Annotated in this window: 12 protein-coding genes; 4 read left to right on the top strand and 8 right to left on the bottom strand. The window is 64.0% G+C overall.

All coding sequences use genetic code 11. The features are described 5' to 3' along the window. Positions 1-198: 198 nt before the first annotated feature. Positions 199-3,348 carry a YadA-like family protein gene (locus VGM71_RS09220; protein ID WP_331544298.1) on the bottom strand — a complete coding sequence of 1,050 codons (3,150 nt, stop codon included), beginning with the start codon at positions 3,346-3,348 and terminating at the stop codon, positions 199-201. A 314-nt stretch (positions 3,349-3,662) separates the two neighbouring features. Here VGM71_RS09220 and VGM71_RS09215 point away from each other — a divergent pair, with 314 nt between their 5' ends. Continuing rightward, the gene (locus tag VGM71_RS09215) at positions 3,663-4,967 is read left to right on the top strand and encodes a sensor histidine kinase (protein WP_331544296.1); all 1,305 of its coding nucleotides are present in this window, start codon (positions 3,663-3,665) and stop codon (positions 4,965-4,967) included. Here the strand turns inward: VGM71_RS09215 and VGM71_RS09210 are convergent. Next, entirely contained in the window at positions 4,949-5,668 is a 720-nt protein-coding gene (locus VGM71_RS09210; protein ID WP_331544294.1) for a response regulator transcription factor, read from the bottom strand. The two genes, VGM71_RS09215 and VGM71_RS09210, sit on opposite strands and share 19 nt — an antisense overlap. Positions 5,669-5,823: 155 nt before the next feature. On the opposite strand from VGM71_RS09210, the gene VGM71_RS09205 reads away from it, so the two are divergent. After that, the gene (locus VGM71_RS09205; RefSeq protein ID WP_414675111.1) at positions 5,824-6,759 is read left to right on the top strand and encodes an alpha/beta hydrolase; all 936 of its coding nucleotides are present in this window, start codon (positions 5,824-5,826) and stop codon (positions 6,757-6,759) included. A 44-nt stretch (positions 6,760-6,803) separates the two neighbouring features. Here the strand turns inward: VGM71_RS09205 and VGM71_RS09200 are convergent, their stop codons facing one another. From VGM71_RS09200 to VGM71_RS09190, 3 genes are all read right to left on the bottom strand, one after another. Beyond that, entirely contained in the window at positions 6,804-7,049 is a 246-nt protein-coding gene (locus VGM71_RS09200; protein WP_331544290.1) for a hypothetical protein, read from the bottom strand. 216 nt (positions 7,050-7,265) lie between these two features. Beyond that, complete coding sequence (locus tag VGM71_RS09195; protein ID WP_331544288.1) at positions 7,266-7,451, bottom strand: DUF3606 domain-containing protein; 186 nt, start codon at positions 7,449-7,451, stop codon at positions 7,266-7,268. A gap of 98 nt (positions 7,452-7,549) precedes the next feature. Beyond that, positions 7,550-7,900, bottom strand: coding sequence for a DUF488 domain-containing protein (locus VGM71_RS09190; protein ID WP_331544286.1), 351 nt, complete (start codon positions 7,898-7,900; stop codon positions 7,550-7,552). A gap of 454 nt (positions 7,901-8,354) precedes the next feature. On the opposite strand from VGM71_RS09190, the gene VGM71_RS09185 reads away from it, so the two are divergent. Together VGM71_RS09185 and VGM71_RS09180 are read left to right on the top strand one after the other, a co-directional pair. Continuing rightward, positions 8,355-11,402 carry a TonB-dependent receptor gene (locus VGM71_RS09185; RefSeq protein WP_331544284.1) on the top strand — a complete coding sequence of 1,016 codons (3,048 nt, stop codon included), beginning with the start codon at positions 8,355-8,357 and terminating at the stop codon, positions 11,400-11,402. 350 nt (positions 11,403-11,752) lie between these two features. Continuing rightward, on the top strand, positions 11,753-13,738 hold the full coding sequence (locus VGM71_RS09180; protein ID WP_331544281.1) for a CocE/NonD family hydrolase: 1,986 nt from the start codon (positions 11,753-11,755) through the stop codon (positions 13,736-13,738). Positions 13,739-13,864: 126 nt separating this feature from the next. Here VGM71_RS09180 and VGM71_RS09175 read toward each other — a convergent pair whose 3' ends face one another. From VGM71_RS09175 to VGM71_RS09165, 3 genes are read right to left on the bottom strand one after another with little or no spacing between them, the layout of a single operon-like run. Next, on the bottom strand, positions 13,865-14,194 hold the full coding sequence (locus VGM71_RS09175; protein WP_331544279.1) for a hypothetical protein: 330 nt from the start codon (positions 14,192-14,194) through the stop codon (positions 13,865-13,867). A 14-nt stretch (positions 14,195-14,208) separates the two neighbouring features. Beyond that, complete coding sequence (locus VGM71_RS09170; RefSeq protein ID WP_331544277.1) at positions 14,209-14,985, bottom strand: LytTR family DNA-binding domain-containing protein; 777 nt, start codon at positions 14,983-14,985, stop codon at positions 14,209-14,211. After that, positions 14,978-16,222, bottom strand: coding sequence for a sensor histidine kinase (locus VGM71_RS09165; RefSeq protein WP_331544275.1), 1,245 nt, complete (start codon positions 16,220-16,222; stop codon positions 14,978-14,980). The genes VGM71_RS09170 and VGM71_RS09165 overlap by 8 nt, the downstream gene beginning before the upstream one ends. Positions 16,223-16,455: the final 233 nt, after the last annotated feature.

The following is a 16,455-nucleotide window of genomic DNA, read 5'->3' as shown; positions in this document are numbered from 1 at the left end:
CCCTCCTTGCCGAACGCGGAGGACCTGTCTGAGCAGCGAGGGTGGGCACCAAGGTCTCCTGCGAGACGCTCAGGTGTAACGCGCCTTGGCGATACCGGGCGCGCGAACGCCACGGCGAGCCTGATCGAACCAGAGGCAGGGCCGTCATCTAAGGCGGTGCTGATCCCCGGTAATGCGTGAAGAACCTTTTTTGCGGTCTTACAGGTCTACGCCGAAGCCTACGCCGGCGGAGTTTTCGGAGCCGCTGAACGCGCCGCCAATGCTTACCCGCATACGCTCGCCGATGGGCGCTGCATAGCCTACCGACAGGGCCGACTGGCCGCCCGAGACACCCGCGCCGACCGCGATGCGGCCGTGCGACGAGGTCGTGCCTGCGGCATTGATCGCCATCTGGGTGCTTGCCGCGCCGATGGCACCGATGCGGTTCATGCGCTCGTCGACACGATGGAAGCGGTCGTCCACCTGGTTGCGGAAGGAGTTGAACTCGCCGCTGCCCACCATGTTCGCGAGCTTGCCGTCGGCATAGGCCTTGGCGTCGGTCAATGTGCGCTGGTCGCCGGTGTCTGCGTACGACTTCGCATTGACCAGTGCTTCGTCGACCTGCCCGACGGTGGCTGGATCGGTCGTCGCCGCGGGAGCTGCCGGTGCGGCGGCGGCACGTGTTGCCACGGCAGCAGGTGCGGGCGTGTTGGCTGTGGTTCGCTTCGCTGCCAACGTGTTCGCTGTTCTCACGGTTTTGCCGGTCGAAGCGACGCTATCGGCCCCTGCCGCATCGACATCCGTCGTGGCGGCATCCTCCAGTGCACCGACGCGACCATCCAGCTTCGACAGCGCCCCGTCGACGGCACCGAACGCGTCACCGACATTATTGAAGCTCGCGCCCTGGATCGTATACATCGGCGCCGCGAACCCGGCAACACCGAAGCTGGCCCCGCCACCGAAGGCCCGTGCCACATCCTCACCGAAGGCGCCGAGCTGACCGCTGGCAATCTGCGCCGTCGTTTTCAGCTGGGCCATGTTCACCGCATCGGTATCCGCGGTGCCCGGCGCCACATTGACAATGCGACGCGTCAGTGTATCGCCGTAGGGCTGACCGCCCGCGTTCAGATCGTTCGCCGCGTGTCCCACGGAGACGACGTTGTCCTGTCCGGCCGCGGAGTACGAGCCCAATGAGACGCTGCCCTTGCCAAGTGCGGTCGTCGACCAGCCGATGCTCGCGCTTTCCTTGCCGACAGCATTCGACAGCGCGCCCACCGCAGTGGCGTCCTCACCCGATGCGAATGCCTTCTCCCCCAGTGCCATCGCCCGGTCGCCGCTGGTCGACGCACCTGCGCCGATCGAAACTCCGAGCGTGCTGTAGGCCCGCGCCTGGTTACCGATCGCCACGGAGCGACTACCGCGTGCCGTGCTAGCACCGCCGATGGCGACCGCACTGTCCCCTGAGGCCTCGGCCACCGCACCCACTGCAACGGTCGCGTACTGCGTCGCGTGCGCCGCCACGCCCAGCGAGGTGCTCTCCTTGCCGCTGGCTTCGGTGGACCAGGTTTCGTGCTCCCACGTATCGCCGTTGATGACGATCATCTGCCCGCCTACTGCCGTGGCGCTCTGCCCTGTCGCCTGGCTGCCCACACCGTACGCGGTGCTCCATTTCGCCTGCGCCAGGCTGCCGTAGCCCGTGGCGGTCGAGAGTTCACCCAGTGCGTTCGAACCGGCGCCGAGGGCGATGGATTGATCGCCCATCGCCAGGGCACCCGACCCGGCCGCGATGGCGTACGCACCGGTGGCCATGGCGTTATCGTCGCCCGTGCCCATCGCGGCGAAGTAGCGCGACGCATCGGTGTTCCGCAGCTGACCGACTGTAGCGGCGTCCGAGTCGTTCACGCCATCGGATACGTTCACGATGCGCCGGGTCAACGTGTCCTCGTAAGGCGTGCCGAACATGTCCGGATCGCCGGCGATATGACCTACCGAGACGACGTCGTCGAGCAGGGTCGCGGAGTACGCACCCAGTGCCACGCTACGCGACCCCACCGCGGCGGCGGCCCAACCGGCAGCGAGACTCTGATCGCCGTATGCACGGGACACCGCGCCCACTGCGGTAGCGCCATCGCCATCAGCGCGTGCCGTCTCACCCAGGGCCGTAGCGCGCGGTCCGGTGGTGATCGCATTCGCTCCCAGCGAAACGCCGAGCACATCGAAAGCGCGGGCCTGATTGCCTATCGCGACGGATCGCTCACCGCGTGCGGTGCTGGCCGAGCCCACTGCGACAGCCGAATCGGCCGACGACTCGGCTACCGCCCCCACCGCCACGCTGCCGTAGTTGTTGGCATGCGCGGCGACGCCCAGCGCCGTGCTCTCTTGCCCGTTCGCTTCAGTCACCCAGGTCTGCTCTTCCCAGGTGGTCCCGTCGATCACCGTCATCGCACCGCCAATGGCCGTGGAACTCTGCCCGTTCGCCTGGCTCCCGACACCGTACGCCGTGCTCCATAGAGCACCGGCACGGCTGGCGTAGCCGCCCGCCGTGCTCAGTTCGCCGGCGGCGGTGGACCGTGAGCCCATGGCCAGGCTGCCCGGTCCTTCCGCCAGCGAATCCATGCCCATCGCCACGCTTTCCACACCCACCGATTGCGACAGCGGCCCCAACGCCAGACTGAAGTCGCCGCTCGACCAGGCCGTGCCGCCAAGGGCGGAACTGCCAAAGCCGGTCGCGACGGATCGCTCGCCGACCGCCGTGCTGAAATCGCCCACGGCATGCGCACCCGCGCCAATGGCCGTGGCATGCCCACCCAGCGCCTCGGTGCGCACGAAGCCAAGGAAGGAGTCGAACGAACCGCCGATGGCCGTGCTGGCCTCGCCGGCGGCATTCGCGCGTCCGCCCACCGCAGTGGCGCCGCGCTCGGTCGCCTGGCTCTCCATACCCTGGGCCACGGCCCACTCGGCGACGGCCCGGCTGTCCTTGCCACTGGCAAGCGCGCCGTAACCCATCGCCTGCGCGTTACTGCCGAAAGCGGAGGCGTAGTCCGCGCCGGCGAGCGACCCGGTGCCAATGGCCGTGGCGTTCACGCCATTCGAAGACGCATCGGCGCCGGCCGCCATGGCATTCGTGCCGACCGCCTTGGCGAGGTCGCTGCCATCGCCAGCCCCGTTGGCCGTGAAATAGTTGGCGGCCGCCAGCAGGCGTTCGAGGTCCGGCCGCGTACACCCGAGCGACTGTCCCAACCTGGCCTGAGCCGGATCGAGGATGCCCCAGGGACACGATGCGGCGGATGCCGTCGCGCCATAGAGCGTCATGCCGATCGCCGTCGCGAGCACCGTGCCGCGCACCAACTTGCCGTGAGTCGTGTTCATCGTTGTCTCCCCAAGAAACCCTGCCGGCGTACGCATGCGGATGGGCCGCACCGCCGATGAGGTGCACAACGTAGGAACAGTCGCGAAGCGAGTCACGCTCACTTGCTCCCTACTTCTCACACTTGCTCACGCGGGCGAATCGGGCTTAGTGTTCGCGCACGGGCCAACACGTGTGCCGAGGGGGCGGCCACGACATCGGGGTGGTGGTAACCATGTGGAGGCACATACGCGCGTGGCTGGGTCGTGTTCCGGTCTGTGACGCTGTCGACAGACGCAACGCGGTTTTCCTTCAATTCGTTCTGGCCTGGATGGGCGTGTTCCTTCCGCTCAACTGGCTTTACCTGCGCCTGACCGTCGGTTTCTCCGACGCCCACGGACTGGATGTCGATCGCTGGATGGGGCTGGCTATCGTGCCGGTCGCATGGGTGTGCGTGTGGGCGATCCGGCGGGGACACTTCCGTGCGGCAGTGGTGGGGTTCATCGTGGCGCAAGTCGCTACGCAGGCCGTCGCTTATGCGGCCACGGGATTGCGCTTGCAGATGAGCGACCCCAGCGTGCCGATGCTCCTCGTCGTGCTTGGTGGCCTGCTGCTCGGTCGCCGTACGCTATGGGTGCTGTTCGCGGTGTTGCTCGGCATGTTCGCGGTCGGTGCCGTCACCGACGTGCTCCGCGCGCTTGAAGCCGGCAAGCCCTGGCATTCCGCGGTGAGCTACACACCCTCGCTGGCGATTCGCTACCTCATCATCATCGTCGTGCTGGATCGTTGCATTGCCGCCTTGCGCGAGAGCCTGGACGATTCCGTGCGGCGGAGCGCGGAACTGGCGATCTCCAATGCCCGCCTGCGCTTCGAGATGGGCGAGCGGGAGCGTGCGCAGGAGCACCTCGTGCACGCCCAGAAAATGGAGGCTGTCGGGCGCCTGGCAGGTGGCATATCGCACGACTTCAACCATGTGCTCAGCGTCATCGTCGGCTATGCCGGTCAACGGCATCGTTCGGACGCCAATGCGGACCTTCTCCACCGTGCGCTGGAAGGCGTGGAAGCCGCGGCCAGCCGGGGCGCCGTCATCTGTCGCAAGTTGCTTGGCTTCAGTCGACGGGAAATGCCGCATCCTGAGACCTTCGAAGCGGGCAGCGTCGTACGCGAGCTGATGCCGATGCTCGGCCAGCTTCTGGGGTCGTCGATCCGGCTTGAAGTCGACGTAGACAAGGCGCCCACACCGCTCCATATCGATCGCGCGCAACTGGAACTCGCTCTTTTGAACATCGCCGCCAACGCGCGGGATGCGATGGATGTCGACGGTGTGCTTCGCATCGGCGTTCATCGGGAGGCCGCGCATGTCGAGATCGATGTCGCCGACAACGGTCACGGCATGGATGCCGCGACGCGACGCCGGATCTTCGAGCCGTTCTTCACCACGAAGCCGAACGACGAGGGCACCGGTCTCGGACTGTCGATGGCGCACGATGTCATCACCGCAGCCGGCGGCAGTATTCGCGCGGAGAGCGAGCGCGGCGCAGGTAGCCGCTTTGTCATGCGTTTACCGGTGGCCGCGAACGAATACCTTGCCCGCCCCGATCCGCGATTCGAAGCCGCGTATGTTCAGGGAATCATGACGTAACCGACGCCATGCACGGCGCGAACCGGCAGGGCCTCGCCGGTGCCATCGGACACCTTCTTGCGAAGCCGGTGCACGATCGTCTCGAGACGGTGTGGGTCGAAGTCGTGCACGTTGGCGGTGAGTGCAGCGATGATCAGCTCGCGCGACACCGGCTCGGCGGGTTTCTCCAGCAGCAGGCCAATGACACGGCGCTCGGCCTGCGTCAGTGCGACCATTACACCCCCCGGTGCGATAAGGCACCAGCCGCCGGCATCAAGCGACCATTGTCCGGCGGGTAACGACGGGCTGCTCCCACCTGCTTGCATGTGCAGACGCCGCTGAAGGCTACGCAATGTAGCTGCAAGCAGTTCGGCCTGCACCGGCTTCGAAAGGTAGGCGTCGGCACCCTCGCTCAGCCCCCGCACGCGATCGGGAACACCGTCGCGACCCGTGAGCATGACGATGCCGATAGGCGATAGGCCACGCAGGCGGCGAGTGACCGAAAAGCCGTCTTCGTCGGGAAGCCCTACGTCGAGCACGACGATGTCGAACGAATTGCCGAGCATCGCCGCATAAAGCTCGGCCGCCCGGCCAAACCCGTGCACATCGAAGCCAAAATCGGCCAGTCCGGGCAGGAGTATCTGGTCACGCAGCTCGATATCGTCTTCGAGGAGAGCAATCCGTGCCCGAGCGTCATTGGCATGAAGCGATCGTTCGGTCATCCCGCATCGTTATCACGGGAAAGGGGGGTCAGAGTCAATGCTCGAATGTCGACTCGATCTCGCCCCCGGAAACGCCGCAAGCAGCCTCGTCATCGCCCGATACGAACAAGACGATACGCCTCACCAAGATCGCAGGGGCGATACCAATGAAGCGGATGACGATGGCTATGGTCCTGCTTGCCGCTTGCGCTGCCGTAAGTGCGGGGCCGGCAATTTGGCAGCCTGCCGCGGGTCACACACAAATGGCGTTGTGGCCGGGTATGCCGCCAAACCCCAACACCGTGCCAGGGGCTGAATCTGTAAGGACCGGAACCAAACTCATCGGCGGTAAGCCGGTGACAGGCGTCACCAACGTATCGCAGCCGACCATTACGGTCTATGCCCCCACTGGTCCGAATACGGGCGCTGCGGTCGTCGTGATTCCCGGGGGTGGTTTCGAAGGCCTCGCCATGGACCTGGAAGGCACGGACGTCTGCGACTGGCTGGCTCCCAGGGGCGTGACGTGCGTGCTGCTGAAGTACCGCGTGCCGAGCCCGCCCTACGAATGGCGCTGTGATTGCCGGCCTCATGATCTCGCGTTGTCGATGCCGTCGCTGGCGGACACCCAGCGGGCGCTGAGGCTGGTGCGCGCCCATGCCACGGCATGGCACATCGACCCCCACAAGGTCGGCGTGCTCGGCTTTTCGGCTGGGGGATTCCTCGTGGCCGAAGCCAGCACGAACTTCAAGCGCCGCATCTACACGCCGGTCGACCCCATCGACAAGGAAAGTGCCCGCTCGGATTTCGCCCTGGCGATCTATCCCGGACATCTCACGACCGACTACCGGAAACTCAATCCCCATATCCCTGTTTCGAAGGACACCCCTCCGACCTTCGTGCTTCAAGCCGAGAACGATGATGTCGACGGAGTAAACCAGGCGCTGGTTTACTTCACCGCCTTGAAGAAAGCCGGCGTCCCCGCGGAAATGCATCTGTATGCGTATGGTGGCCACGCGTTCGGCCTGAGGCCGACGCAGGAACCCATCACGCATTGGCCTGATCTGGCCGATGCGTGGATGGCCAGCATTGGAATCATTTCCCGGTCACCCTGATGAAAGGAAGCCCGGGTGCCTTCGGGGCACCCGGGCAGGTGTTTTCAGGCCGCTGCCTGGTCCATCAACTGCCGCACCGAGCCATCTTGCGTGGTAATCGCCAGGTCGCTTTCGCGGAACCCGGCCACGGCCATCGTCACCCGGTAGCTATCCTCATCGAGCCTGATCGAATCGAAAGGCGGGAAATTGTCCGAAGCCTGGTTGCGCGCAGTCGTTTCAAGCAGGTCGAAGACCCGGTCGAAACCGACGCTGGAACGATGCAGCGGGGCATAATCGAGAAGAGTTCGCATAACCATATCCTCGTCATCAGCAATACGGAGGTTCTCCGGGCCGCCTCGAATGCCGGCGGCGGGCCGGCCCCGAAGCGGCCGGCGAGCAGTAATTTATGCGATGGCGAAAGAATTTCAAGACCCCGGATTCAGGATTCGTTTAGCCGTCCAAACAGGATATCAGGAACTCTTTCATGACGACGGCTACCTCGTGCTAAATGACACAGCCAGGGCTTATCAGGACTTCTTACGGCGGAGTTCTTCGCCCACGTCTTTTTTCATGACACCGACGCGCTTCACCGCTTCGCGCAGTGCGCTCTCCGAGACGCCGAATTCCTTGGTCCAGTACCGGACTTCGTAATCTTCGTTGACGTTGATACGGTTGGCGTCCGCCGGGCCGCGGTTGGTCTTGTCGTCGCTCATGTCATGGTCTCCTGAGATGCCCCCTCAGCGTGCCCGCCGAGGGAGTGAACAAGGCGTAGAAGCCATGCCAAGACGAAGGACGCAAAGCTGGGCGAGGATCAACTCTTTTGTTGAAGCCATTCAGTGAGTACGGCCGCGTGATTGATGTGCCCGTCGCGCGCACCGTAAACCAACGTGACTTTGCGCTTCGTCGTGAGTGCACGCAGTTCCGCCCCTGCCGGGTTGTGCTCCAACTCCGCACGATAGCGCCGGCTGAACTCGTCGAAGCGATCCTCGCGATGGTCGAACCAGGTGCGTAAGGAAGGGGATGGAGCGACGTCTTTCATCCACAGGTCGACTGCCGCCTTCTCCTTGGTCAGGCCCCTCGGCCACAGCCGATCGACCAGGATCCGCATCCCTTCCCGGCTTCCCGGCTCCTCGTAGACCCTTTTGATCGAAATGGTAGGCATGGGCCATAGTCTAACGTCACCGTTCCGGCTACCGGCAGCCGGCATTCCGATCCGGCCGCTTCGACCGGAGCCATGCCGCCCCGCCCCAGGGTTCGTGCCTGACGCCTTTCCGGAGCCTTTCGGATCGAAAAATCCGGCCGATTTCCGGTAGTTAGCTATCTTCCGGGAAACCCAATAGAAATAGTTACATATGGGCCTAAATCGCATATTCCTGCGCTATTTCTTGCGATGGCCACTTTTATGTTCCGTAACTATTGACGCGTTTGGAATGACGAGCCTACTGTCGGGGCAACCGCATAGCGATGTGCGGTTTTTTGCACGTGGTTCTCCATCGTCATCGACGCTCGGGGGAGATTCGGATCCACGACGATAGAGAAGCGCTTTCCACGTGAGACCGTCGGCGGTTCGCCGACGTTTCATTGCCCGCTCGGGCTATCTCTGGGGAGCCGTAATAATGAATCCACGCACCATCCCTCAGGCGCATGTCCTGCGTCGTTCCGCGCTCGCGTTCGCTCTTGCCGCTGGTCTCGCCGGTACCGGGGCAGTCTTGGCCCAGGCCACCACCGGCGCGATCTTCGGGCAGGCGGCGCCTGGTAGCACCGTGCAGGTTACCGGCACCACCGGCGTCACTCGCCAGGTGCCCGTGGGCACGGATGGCCGTTACCGCGTCGGCAACCTGCCGCTGGGCGATTACACCGTCAACCTGATGCAGAACGGCCAGGTGGTCGATTCGCGCAAGAACGTCGGCCTCACCGTCGGCGCCAGTTCCGAAGTCTCGTTCGACGCCGCCGCCTCAGCCGCGAACGCACAGGCACTCGATTCCGTCACCGTCAGCGCCAATGCATTGCCGCCGATCGACGTCTCTGCCGTCGACTCGCGCACCGTCGTCACCGCGCAGCAACTCGCACGACTACCCCTCGGCCGCAATGCGGAATCCATCGCCCTTCTCGCGCCGGGCGTGAACCCGGGTGCAGGCTACTTTGGCCGCACGGTGTCCTTCGGTGGTTCGGGGGTATCGGAAAATGCGTACTACATCAACGGCTACAACACGACGGATCCGCTGCGTAACCTGGGTGGCGTCGGCCTTCCCTATGGCGCGATCGACCAGCAGGAAATCTATACGGGCGGCTATAGCGCCATGTACGGCCGTTCCGATGGTGGCGTGATCAGCCAGGTCGGCAAGCGCGGTACCAACGAGTGGCATTTCGGTGCCCAGATGCTGTGGGAGCCGAAGTTCGCGCGCGCACAGCTGGGCAACCAGTACTTCGCGAACGCTACCCTGCCAGCAGGGTATGGCTATACGTCCCCGGAACTCGCCGGCACGCTCTATCGCAACCGCGCAGGCGATACGCAGTGGACGCGCACGGTGAGCGCTTACGCCGGCGGCCCGCTGATCAAGGACAAGCTGTTCCTTTTCGTCGCCGCGGAAACCGAGAAGACGGAAGGCACCGATACCAACGCACGCACCACGGCTCCAGCCGCGACGAAGCACTTCACCTACGACCTGCCTAAGTACTACGCCAAGCTGGACTGGAATATAAACGACAGCAACATTATCGAACTCACCGGGATCCGCTCGTCCGATGAGCGTGACGGCAAGTACTCCACCTTCGACTACGACAACCGCGTGCATACCGGTTTCGAAGGACAGTATCCCGACAGCACGAAGACCTCGTCGACCTACGCCATCGGCAAATATACGAGCTACATCACCGACGACCTGACCTTCTCCGCCACGTACGGCAAGAGCAAGACGACGGACGTGCAGACGAATCCCGGCGACCTGGGCCTGCCCTTCATCAGCCATCCGGAACTGCAGGATCCGGCGATTCCCGGTGCCGGTTCGCTGGTCAACAGCACCGCCACCACGCAGAAGATCGCTCCGGGCGCGTACAGCAAGACCCATGGCCTGCGCGCCGACCTGGAATGGCAGGTAGGCGACCACCGCGTGACCGGCGGTATCGACAACATGAAGTTCCACGCCCACAACGAGGGCGTGGCGACCACGGGGCCTGGCTACGATTGGGTATACGGAAAGGAAAGCGATCCGACTGAGGCTCTCGTGCCCGGCCTTGGCGTCGGACCGGCGGGAGGAGCGGGCTATTACGCTCGCCAGGCCATCTTCATCACCACGACGAGCATGTCGGTCGACCAGAAGGCCTACTACCTCGAAGACAAGTGGCAGATGACGGACAGGTTCCTGCTCACCGTCGGCATCCGTAACGACAAGTTCAAGAACTACAACGATCGCAGCCGTGTGTATGTCGACAGCGGCAACCAGTGGGCGCCGCGTATCGGCGCATCGTGGGACGTCTTCGGTGATTCCTCGCTGAAGATCTACGGCAACCTGGGCCGCTACTACCTCGCCCTTCCAAACAGCGTGGCCATCCGCGGTGCGTCGTCGTCGCTGAACACGAGCGAGTACTTCACGTACACCGGGATCGATCCGAACGGCGAGCCGCTCGGGCTGAGCCCGCTCGGCCCAGGACCGGTGTCGACGAACGCCGAGTACGGCCAGGCGAACGATCCGAAATCGATCACCGCCACCGACCTCAAGTCCCAATATCAGGACGAAGCCATCGTCGGCTTCGACAAGACCCTGGGTCCGGACTGGGTTGCCGGTGCAAAGTTCACGCTGCGTAAGCTGCAGGCGGCCATCGACGATGTCTGCGACGACGCCAATGCGGACGGGACCGGCAAAATGCAACTCAAGTTGCAGTCGATGGGTATCGATCCCGATAGCGTGACGATTCCCGGCTGCGTCATTTTCAACCCGGGCCGATCGAACGACTTCAGCCTGGCCAACGTCGATGGTAGCGGTCGCACCCAGTTCACCATGACGAAGGCCGACTGGGGTTTCGCCACCGGCGCGAAGCGTAAGTACTACGGCCTCGACCTGTACCTGATGCATCCGTTCGACGGCAAGTGGTTCGGTCGTATCGATTACACCTTCTCGAAGAGCTACGGCAATACGGAAGGCCAGGTGAAGTCGGACATCGGCCAGATGGATATCTCGAAGACGCAGGATTGGGACGCGGCCGCGATCATGGTCAACAGCAACGGCCTGCTAGCCAACGACCGCACGCACCAGTTCAAGGCGTACGGGTCCTATCAGCTCACGCCGGAATGGATGGTCTCCGGTTCGATGCGACTCACGTCGGGTGCGCCGAAGTCCTGTCTCGGCTACTTCGGTCCGAACGACGACGACCCGATCAGCTACGGCTCGTCGTACCACTCCTGCGCCGGCAAGCTCTACGCCCCGGGTGAAAAGCGCATGCCGTGGTTCAAGCAGCTGGACGTGGCGGTGGAGTACCGCCCAGCCTTCGCGGATCACAAGCTGGCCCTGGGCATCCAGGTCTTCAACATCACCAACGAGCGCAAGCCGCTCCTCGAAGACTACACGTATGAGGACGATCGCTTCACGGTCAGCAACACCTACGGCGCCGGCCTGTACTACCAGACGCCGCGCTACGCCCGCCTGACCGCAACCTACGACTTCTGAACCACTCGCAGGCAAGAAGAGTAGCGGACGGCAACGTCCGCTACTTTCCCCGGTGTTGCTCCCATCTTTTACCTAATCACAAGAAAAACCGGTCCAGGGACGGATCCTCATTGCAAAATCCCCCTCGCCGCCGTGCTTAACGGTGGCGCTTTTTTGTGTGTAGATCGGGCCGGGACTTTCCCGATCGCGATGCCATGCGGCCCCTTCATGCACTGCCCTGCGTCTTCGCGGCTGCCGGCGACGGCGCCTTATACGTGTTTGGACGTCTACCCTGCCAGAAGTCATGCATTTACCTGACGCGGACAGTTTGCCAAACTCGATGAACCGTCCCTGAAAACAGGTGTGACCCCATGCGACCCAAGCGCCCTGCCCTCCACCACGTCAGGACCGCGCTGTCGGTCGGCGTCACATCCTTCTGTCTGGCCGTTGTCGCCGCTCCCGTCGCGGCACAGCAGACGAACCTCACACGCGAACAACTGGCGACCATCGCCAAGCGCAACGATATCGAGAAGCAACTCGAGAACACCGCCGTCGTGGACCGCAAGGTGATGGTGAAAATGCGCGACGGCAAGCGCATGGCGGCCGACATCTACCGGCCGAAGAACGCCAGCGGGAAGGTGCCCACGATTTTCGTGCGGACGCCGTACAACTTCAATTTCTGGGACATGAAGCTCGGCGTGCCGCGCGACATGACGCATGAACTGGAGGCTGTGAAACGCGGCTACGCGTTCGTCGAGATGAACGAACGCGGCCATTACTTCTCTGAAGGCAATTACGAGATCCTCGGCGCGCCGCTGTCCGATGGCGTGGATGCGGTGCGCTGGATCACGTCGCAGCCCTGGTCCAGCGGCAAGGTGGGCACCACCGGCTGCTCGTCCACCGCGGAATGGCAGATGGCCGTCGTGGCACAGGACGAGCCCGGCCTGGCCACGTTCAACGTGCAAGGCTTCGGCGCCGGCGTGGGCCGCGTGGGACCGTATTACGAACAGGGCAACTGGTATCGCGGCGGCGCGGTGCAGATGCTCTTCATCGACTGGCTGTACAAGGAACAGAACCAGCTGCGCCCGATGTTCCCTTCGAACATGTCGCAGGCCGATCTCATCCAGGCTTCGAAGATGTTCGATCTGGACTCGCAGCCTCCCCAGCCCGACTGGGACAAGCTGTTCTGGACGCTACCCGAGAAAGACATCATGAAGGCGGCCGGTGGTCCCAAGGGCATCTTCGCCGACGCCATGGACGTTCCCACGGGCGGCAACATGATCTCGCGCACGCCCAACAGCGCCGCCTGGTACAAGGGTGGCCTGTGGCACGACAACATGAAGATCAACCGGCCGGGCCTCTGGTTCATGAGCTGGTTCGACGTGTCGGTGTCGCCGAACCTGGCCGCCTATAACCATGTGCGCGCCACCGCGCCGAAGAAGATCGCCGACCAGCAGTACGCGGTGATCGCACCGGTGCTGCATTGCGCATATACGCGCGCCACCGAGCACACGATGATCGGCGACCTCGACATGGGCGACGCCCGCTTCGATTACGAAGGTCTCGTCTACGGCTGGTTCGACAAGTTTCTGAAGGGCGTGGACAGCCCTGTCGTCGACAAGCAGCCGAAGGTCATGTACTACGTGATGGGCGAGAACAAGTGGCACGATTCGCCCACCTGGCCGCCGGCTGGCTCGACCACGCGCGACCTCTACTTCAGCAGCGGCGGCAAGGCCAATACGCTGTACGGCGACGGCAAGCTGGTGGCAGCGGCGGACGGCGCCGACCGTCCCGACAGCTTCCTCTACGATCCGATGAACCCGGTCACCACGCTCGGCGGCGGCGGCTGTTGCCAGGGCACGGCGGTGAAGTTCGGTTCCTTCGACCAGAACACCCAGCTCGCCCGTAACGACATCCTCGTGTACGACTCGGAGCCGTTCAAGGAAGGCACCGAGGTGAGCGGCCCGATCACGGTCAGTCTCTATGTTTCCTCGGATGCGAAGGACACTGACTTCACCTTCAAGGTGATGGATGTCTACCCGGATGGACGTGCCTTCAACATCACCGAGAACATCCAGCGCATGCGCTACCGGGAAGGCTACGACAAGCCGCCGGTGTGGATGAAGGACGGCGAGGTGTACAAGGTCACCTTCCAGCCGATCGACACCAGCAACTTCTTCTTCCCGGGCCACAAGCTGCGCGTGGCGGTGTCGAGCAGCAACTTCCCACGTTTCGACCGTAACCTGAACACGGGCGGGAACAACTACGACGAAGCCAAGGGCGTCATCGCGCACAACGTGGTGCACCACGATGCGGAACATCCGTCGAAGATCACATTCACGGTGGTACCGCGGTAAGGCCTTGACCCTCGGGGTAGGAGCGCGCCCTGCGCGCGACATCTTTTCCGCTCAGTCCTGAATCTGGCGCGCCAGCTCCAGGGCATGGCCTCAAAAGATGTCGCGCGCAGGGCGCGTTCCTACACGTCAGCCCGATTTGCAGTTCGGAGAAACCTTCGCCTCGGTCGGCGTCACGCAAAGCGTGAATCCGGGCGGCAACCCATCGACCAGCCGCTCCTCCGACACCGCCAGGGCAAACGCCCGCACTTCCTCGGCACCGTTGAACACCGAGTAGTAGCACTGCCCCGCCGTGCTGGCTTCGCAGGCGAACCGCGCACGCCCCATGCGTACTTCGGTGTGGCTTTGCAGGGTGGTGACGCCGTTCTCCTTCGATGTGGCGACGAGCGTCCGGTTCTGCGCGTCGGTGCAGCCGGCAAGGTTCATGAAGCAATAGATGATGGCGAGAAAAATACGCATGGATGCTTCCTTCCTCACATGGCCCGGAACAGGGTCATGAACGGCTGGCTGACAGCCAGGGTTTCGGGTCGGCCGCGCAGGCGCAGGCAGCCTTTGCCGCTGTCGTCACGCTCCACCGAGGCCACCTGGCGCAGGTTCACGATGGTCGAGCGATGGATCTGGCGGAACGTCTTGGGATCGAGCTGTCGAAGCAGCTCGCGAATTGGCCGGGTCAGCAAGGCATCGCCCTCGACCGTCGCCACCAGGGTGTACTTGTTGTCCGCGCGGAAATAGATCACGTCCTCCACGAGGATCAGCCGCGTCGCCCTGCCCGTACTCGCCGTGATCCAGGTCAGCGGCTCGTCCTCCGTGCCTTCCAGGCGTTCGCCGAGGTCGCGTGCGACCTGCGCCGTGCGGCTCGCGTGGCGCGCCGCATCGGCCAGCCGGGTGCGTAACCGCATGACCGTCTGTGCGAGCCGGTCCGGCGTCACCGGTTTCAGCAGGTAGTCCACGGCACCGCGCTCGAACGCGTCGATCGCGTATTGGTCGTATGCGGTAATGAAGACCACCAGTGTGTGTGGGCTTGCGTCGGCAGCCGCGGCAGCCACTTCCAGTCCGGTGAGGCCGGGCATGCGGATGTCGAGAAAAGCCACGTCCGGGCGATGCGTGGCGATCGCGTCGAGCGCCGCGCCGCCGTCCTCGGCCACTTCCACGACATCCAGTTCCGGCCAGGCGATGGCGAGTTCGCGTTGCAAGGCCGCGGCGAGCAGTTTCTCGTCTTCGGCCACGATGCAGCAGGGCGTGCTACGCATGGTCGACCACTCCCGTCACCGGCAACGTGATGGTCGCGGCGACGCCATGGGGAAAGTTGTTGCCGATGGAGAACGTGGCGGTCGCTCCGTACATCAGGCGCAGGCGCTCACGCAGATTTTTCAGGCCGATGCCGGTGCCGGCGCCGTCGCTTCGGAAACCCAGGCCATCGTCGGCCACCGTGAGCGACAGGCCAGACCCGTCGACACCCGCGCGTATCCAGATGCCGCCACCGCCCGGCTTCGGTTCGAGACCATGCTTGATGGCATTCTCGACCAGGGTCTGCAGCATCATCGACGGCATCGGCACCTTCAGCGCGTTCTCGGGTACGTCGGTGTGTACCGTGAGCCGGTCGCCCATGCGCAGGCGCATGATTTCCAGCCACGCTGTGGAGCGTTCCAGTTCCTCGCCTAGCGTGGACAGCGAACCGTCCGTACGCGGCAGCGAGCGGCGAAGGTAGTCGATGAGGTGGCCAAGCATGCGGTCGGCCCGGGCCGGATCCGTACGGACCAGTTCCTGCGCGCTGGCCAACGTGTTGTAGAGGAAGTGCGGTTCCACCTGGGCCTGTAGCAGGCCGAGTTGCGCCGCGGTGAGTTCCTTCTCCATTTTCGTCTGGCGCGCGTCCGCGCGTTCGTGGTTACGCCGTTCGGACAGGCGTTGCGTCATCGCGCGCACCAGCGTTTCGACGCATTCCAGTGAGTTGCCGCCGTCGGGATTGAACCAGTCGGTCCACGCGCCGCTGTCCGGCTCGCAGACGAACATCACGCTGCTTGAGCCATCGCCCGGTGTGACGGTCGCAGACACCTTGGTCGCGCGTTCGAACGTGGCCTGCCACTGGGCACGGCCACGGCGGCGCGGATGTTCGCTTGCGGGAAGCCGGATCATGGCCCGCAGTTGCAGGCCACCCCGCGCACCGGCCACATCCTGCACATTGGGAAGTTCGCGGACCACTTCCTCCGCAAGCGCGAAGGCCTCGTCAGCGGGATACGGCACTTCCACGCGGCGGCGCTGGCGATTGGAGACCGTTTCGCCATCGATGCGGCTCGCGATGACACGTACATGGTAGAGATGCGTCACACCCCGGCCAAGGGCGACCAGTACCCCGATGAACCAGGCCAGCGTGAAGATCCACGGCAGTTCGCCATGGTTCCATCCGACGGCGTTCCAGACGACGAGCAATACGCACCACGCGGCAACCCACGCCACTACGATACGTCCGAGGAACTTCAGGCTTGCCATCTCGCATCACTCCACCCTGGAAACGCGATGGAGCATACGACGCGTCGGAGCAGGGTTGGCCTCGATTCCGACGAACGGCCTTATACGGCGACGAAACATGGGATGCGGTGTACATGGCAGACCGCTTGCGCGGCGCAGCATGACCTGAGCGCCACAATGGGCCATCCTCGGGTGACGGCTTTCGCGGTGGGGACCGCAGGCCATGACAAAGGGGTTCATGCATGGCGTTGCTG

The organism is Luteibacter sp. (assembly GCF_036499525.1).
Classification (GTDB): domain Bacteria; phylum Pseudomonadota; class Gammaproteobacteria; order Xanthomonadales; family Rhodanobacteraceae; genus Luteibacter.
Note: the sequence above shows the minus strand (reverse complement) of the source record. Positions and strands in the feature narration are given on the sequence as shown.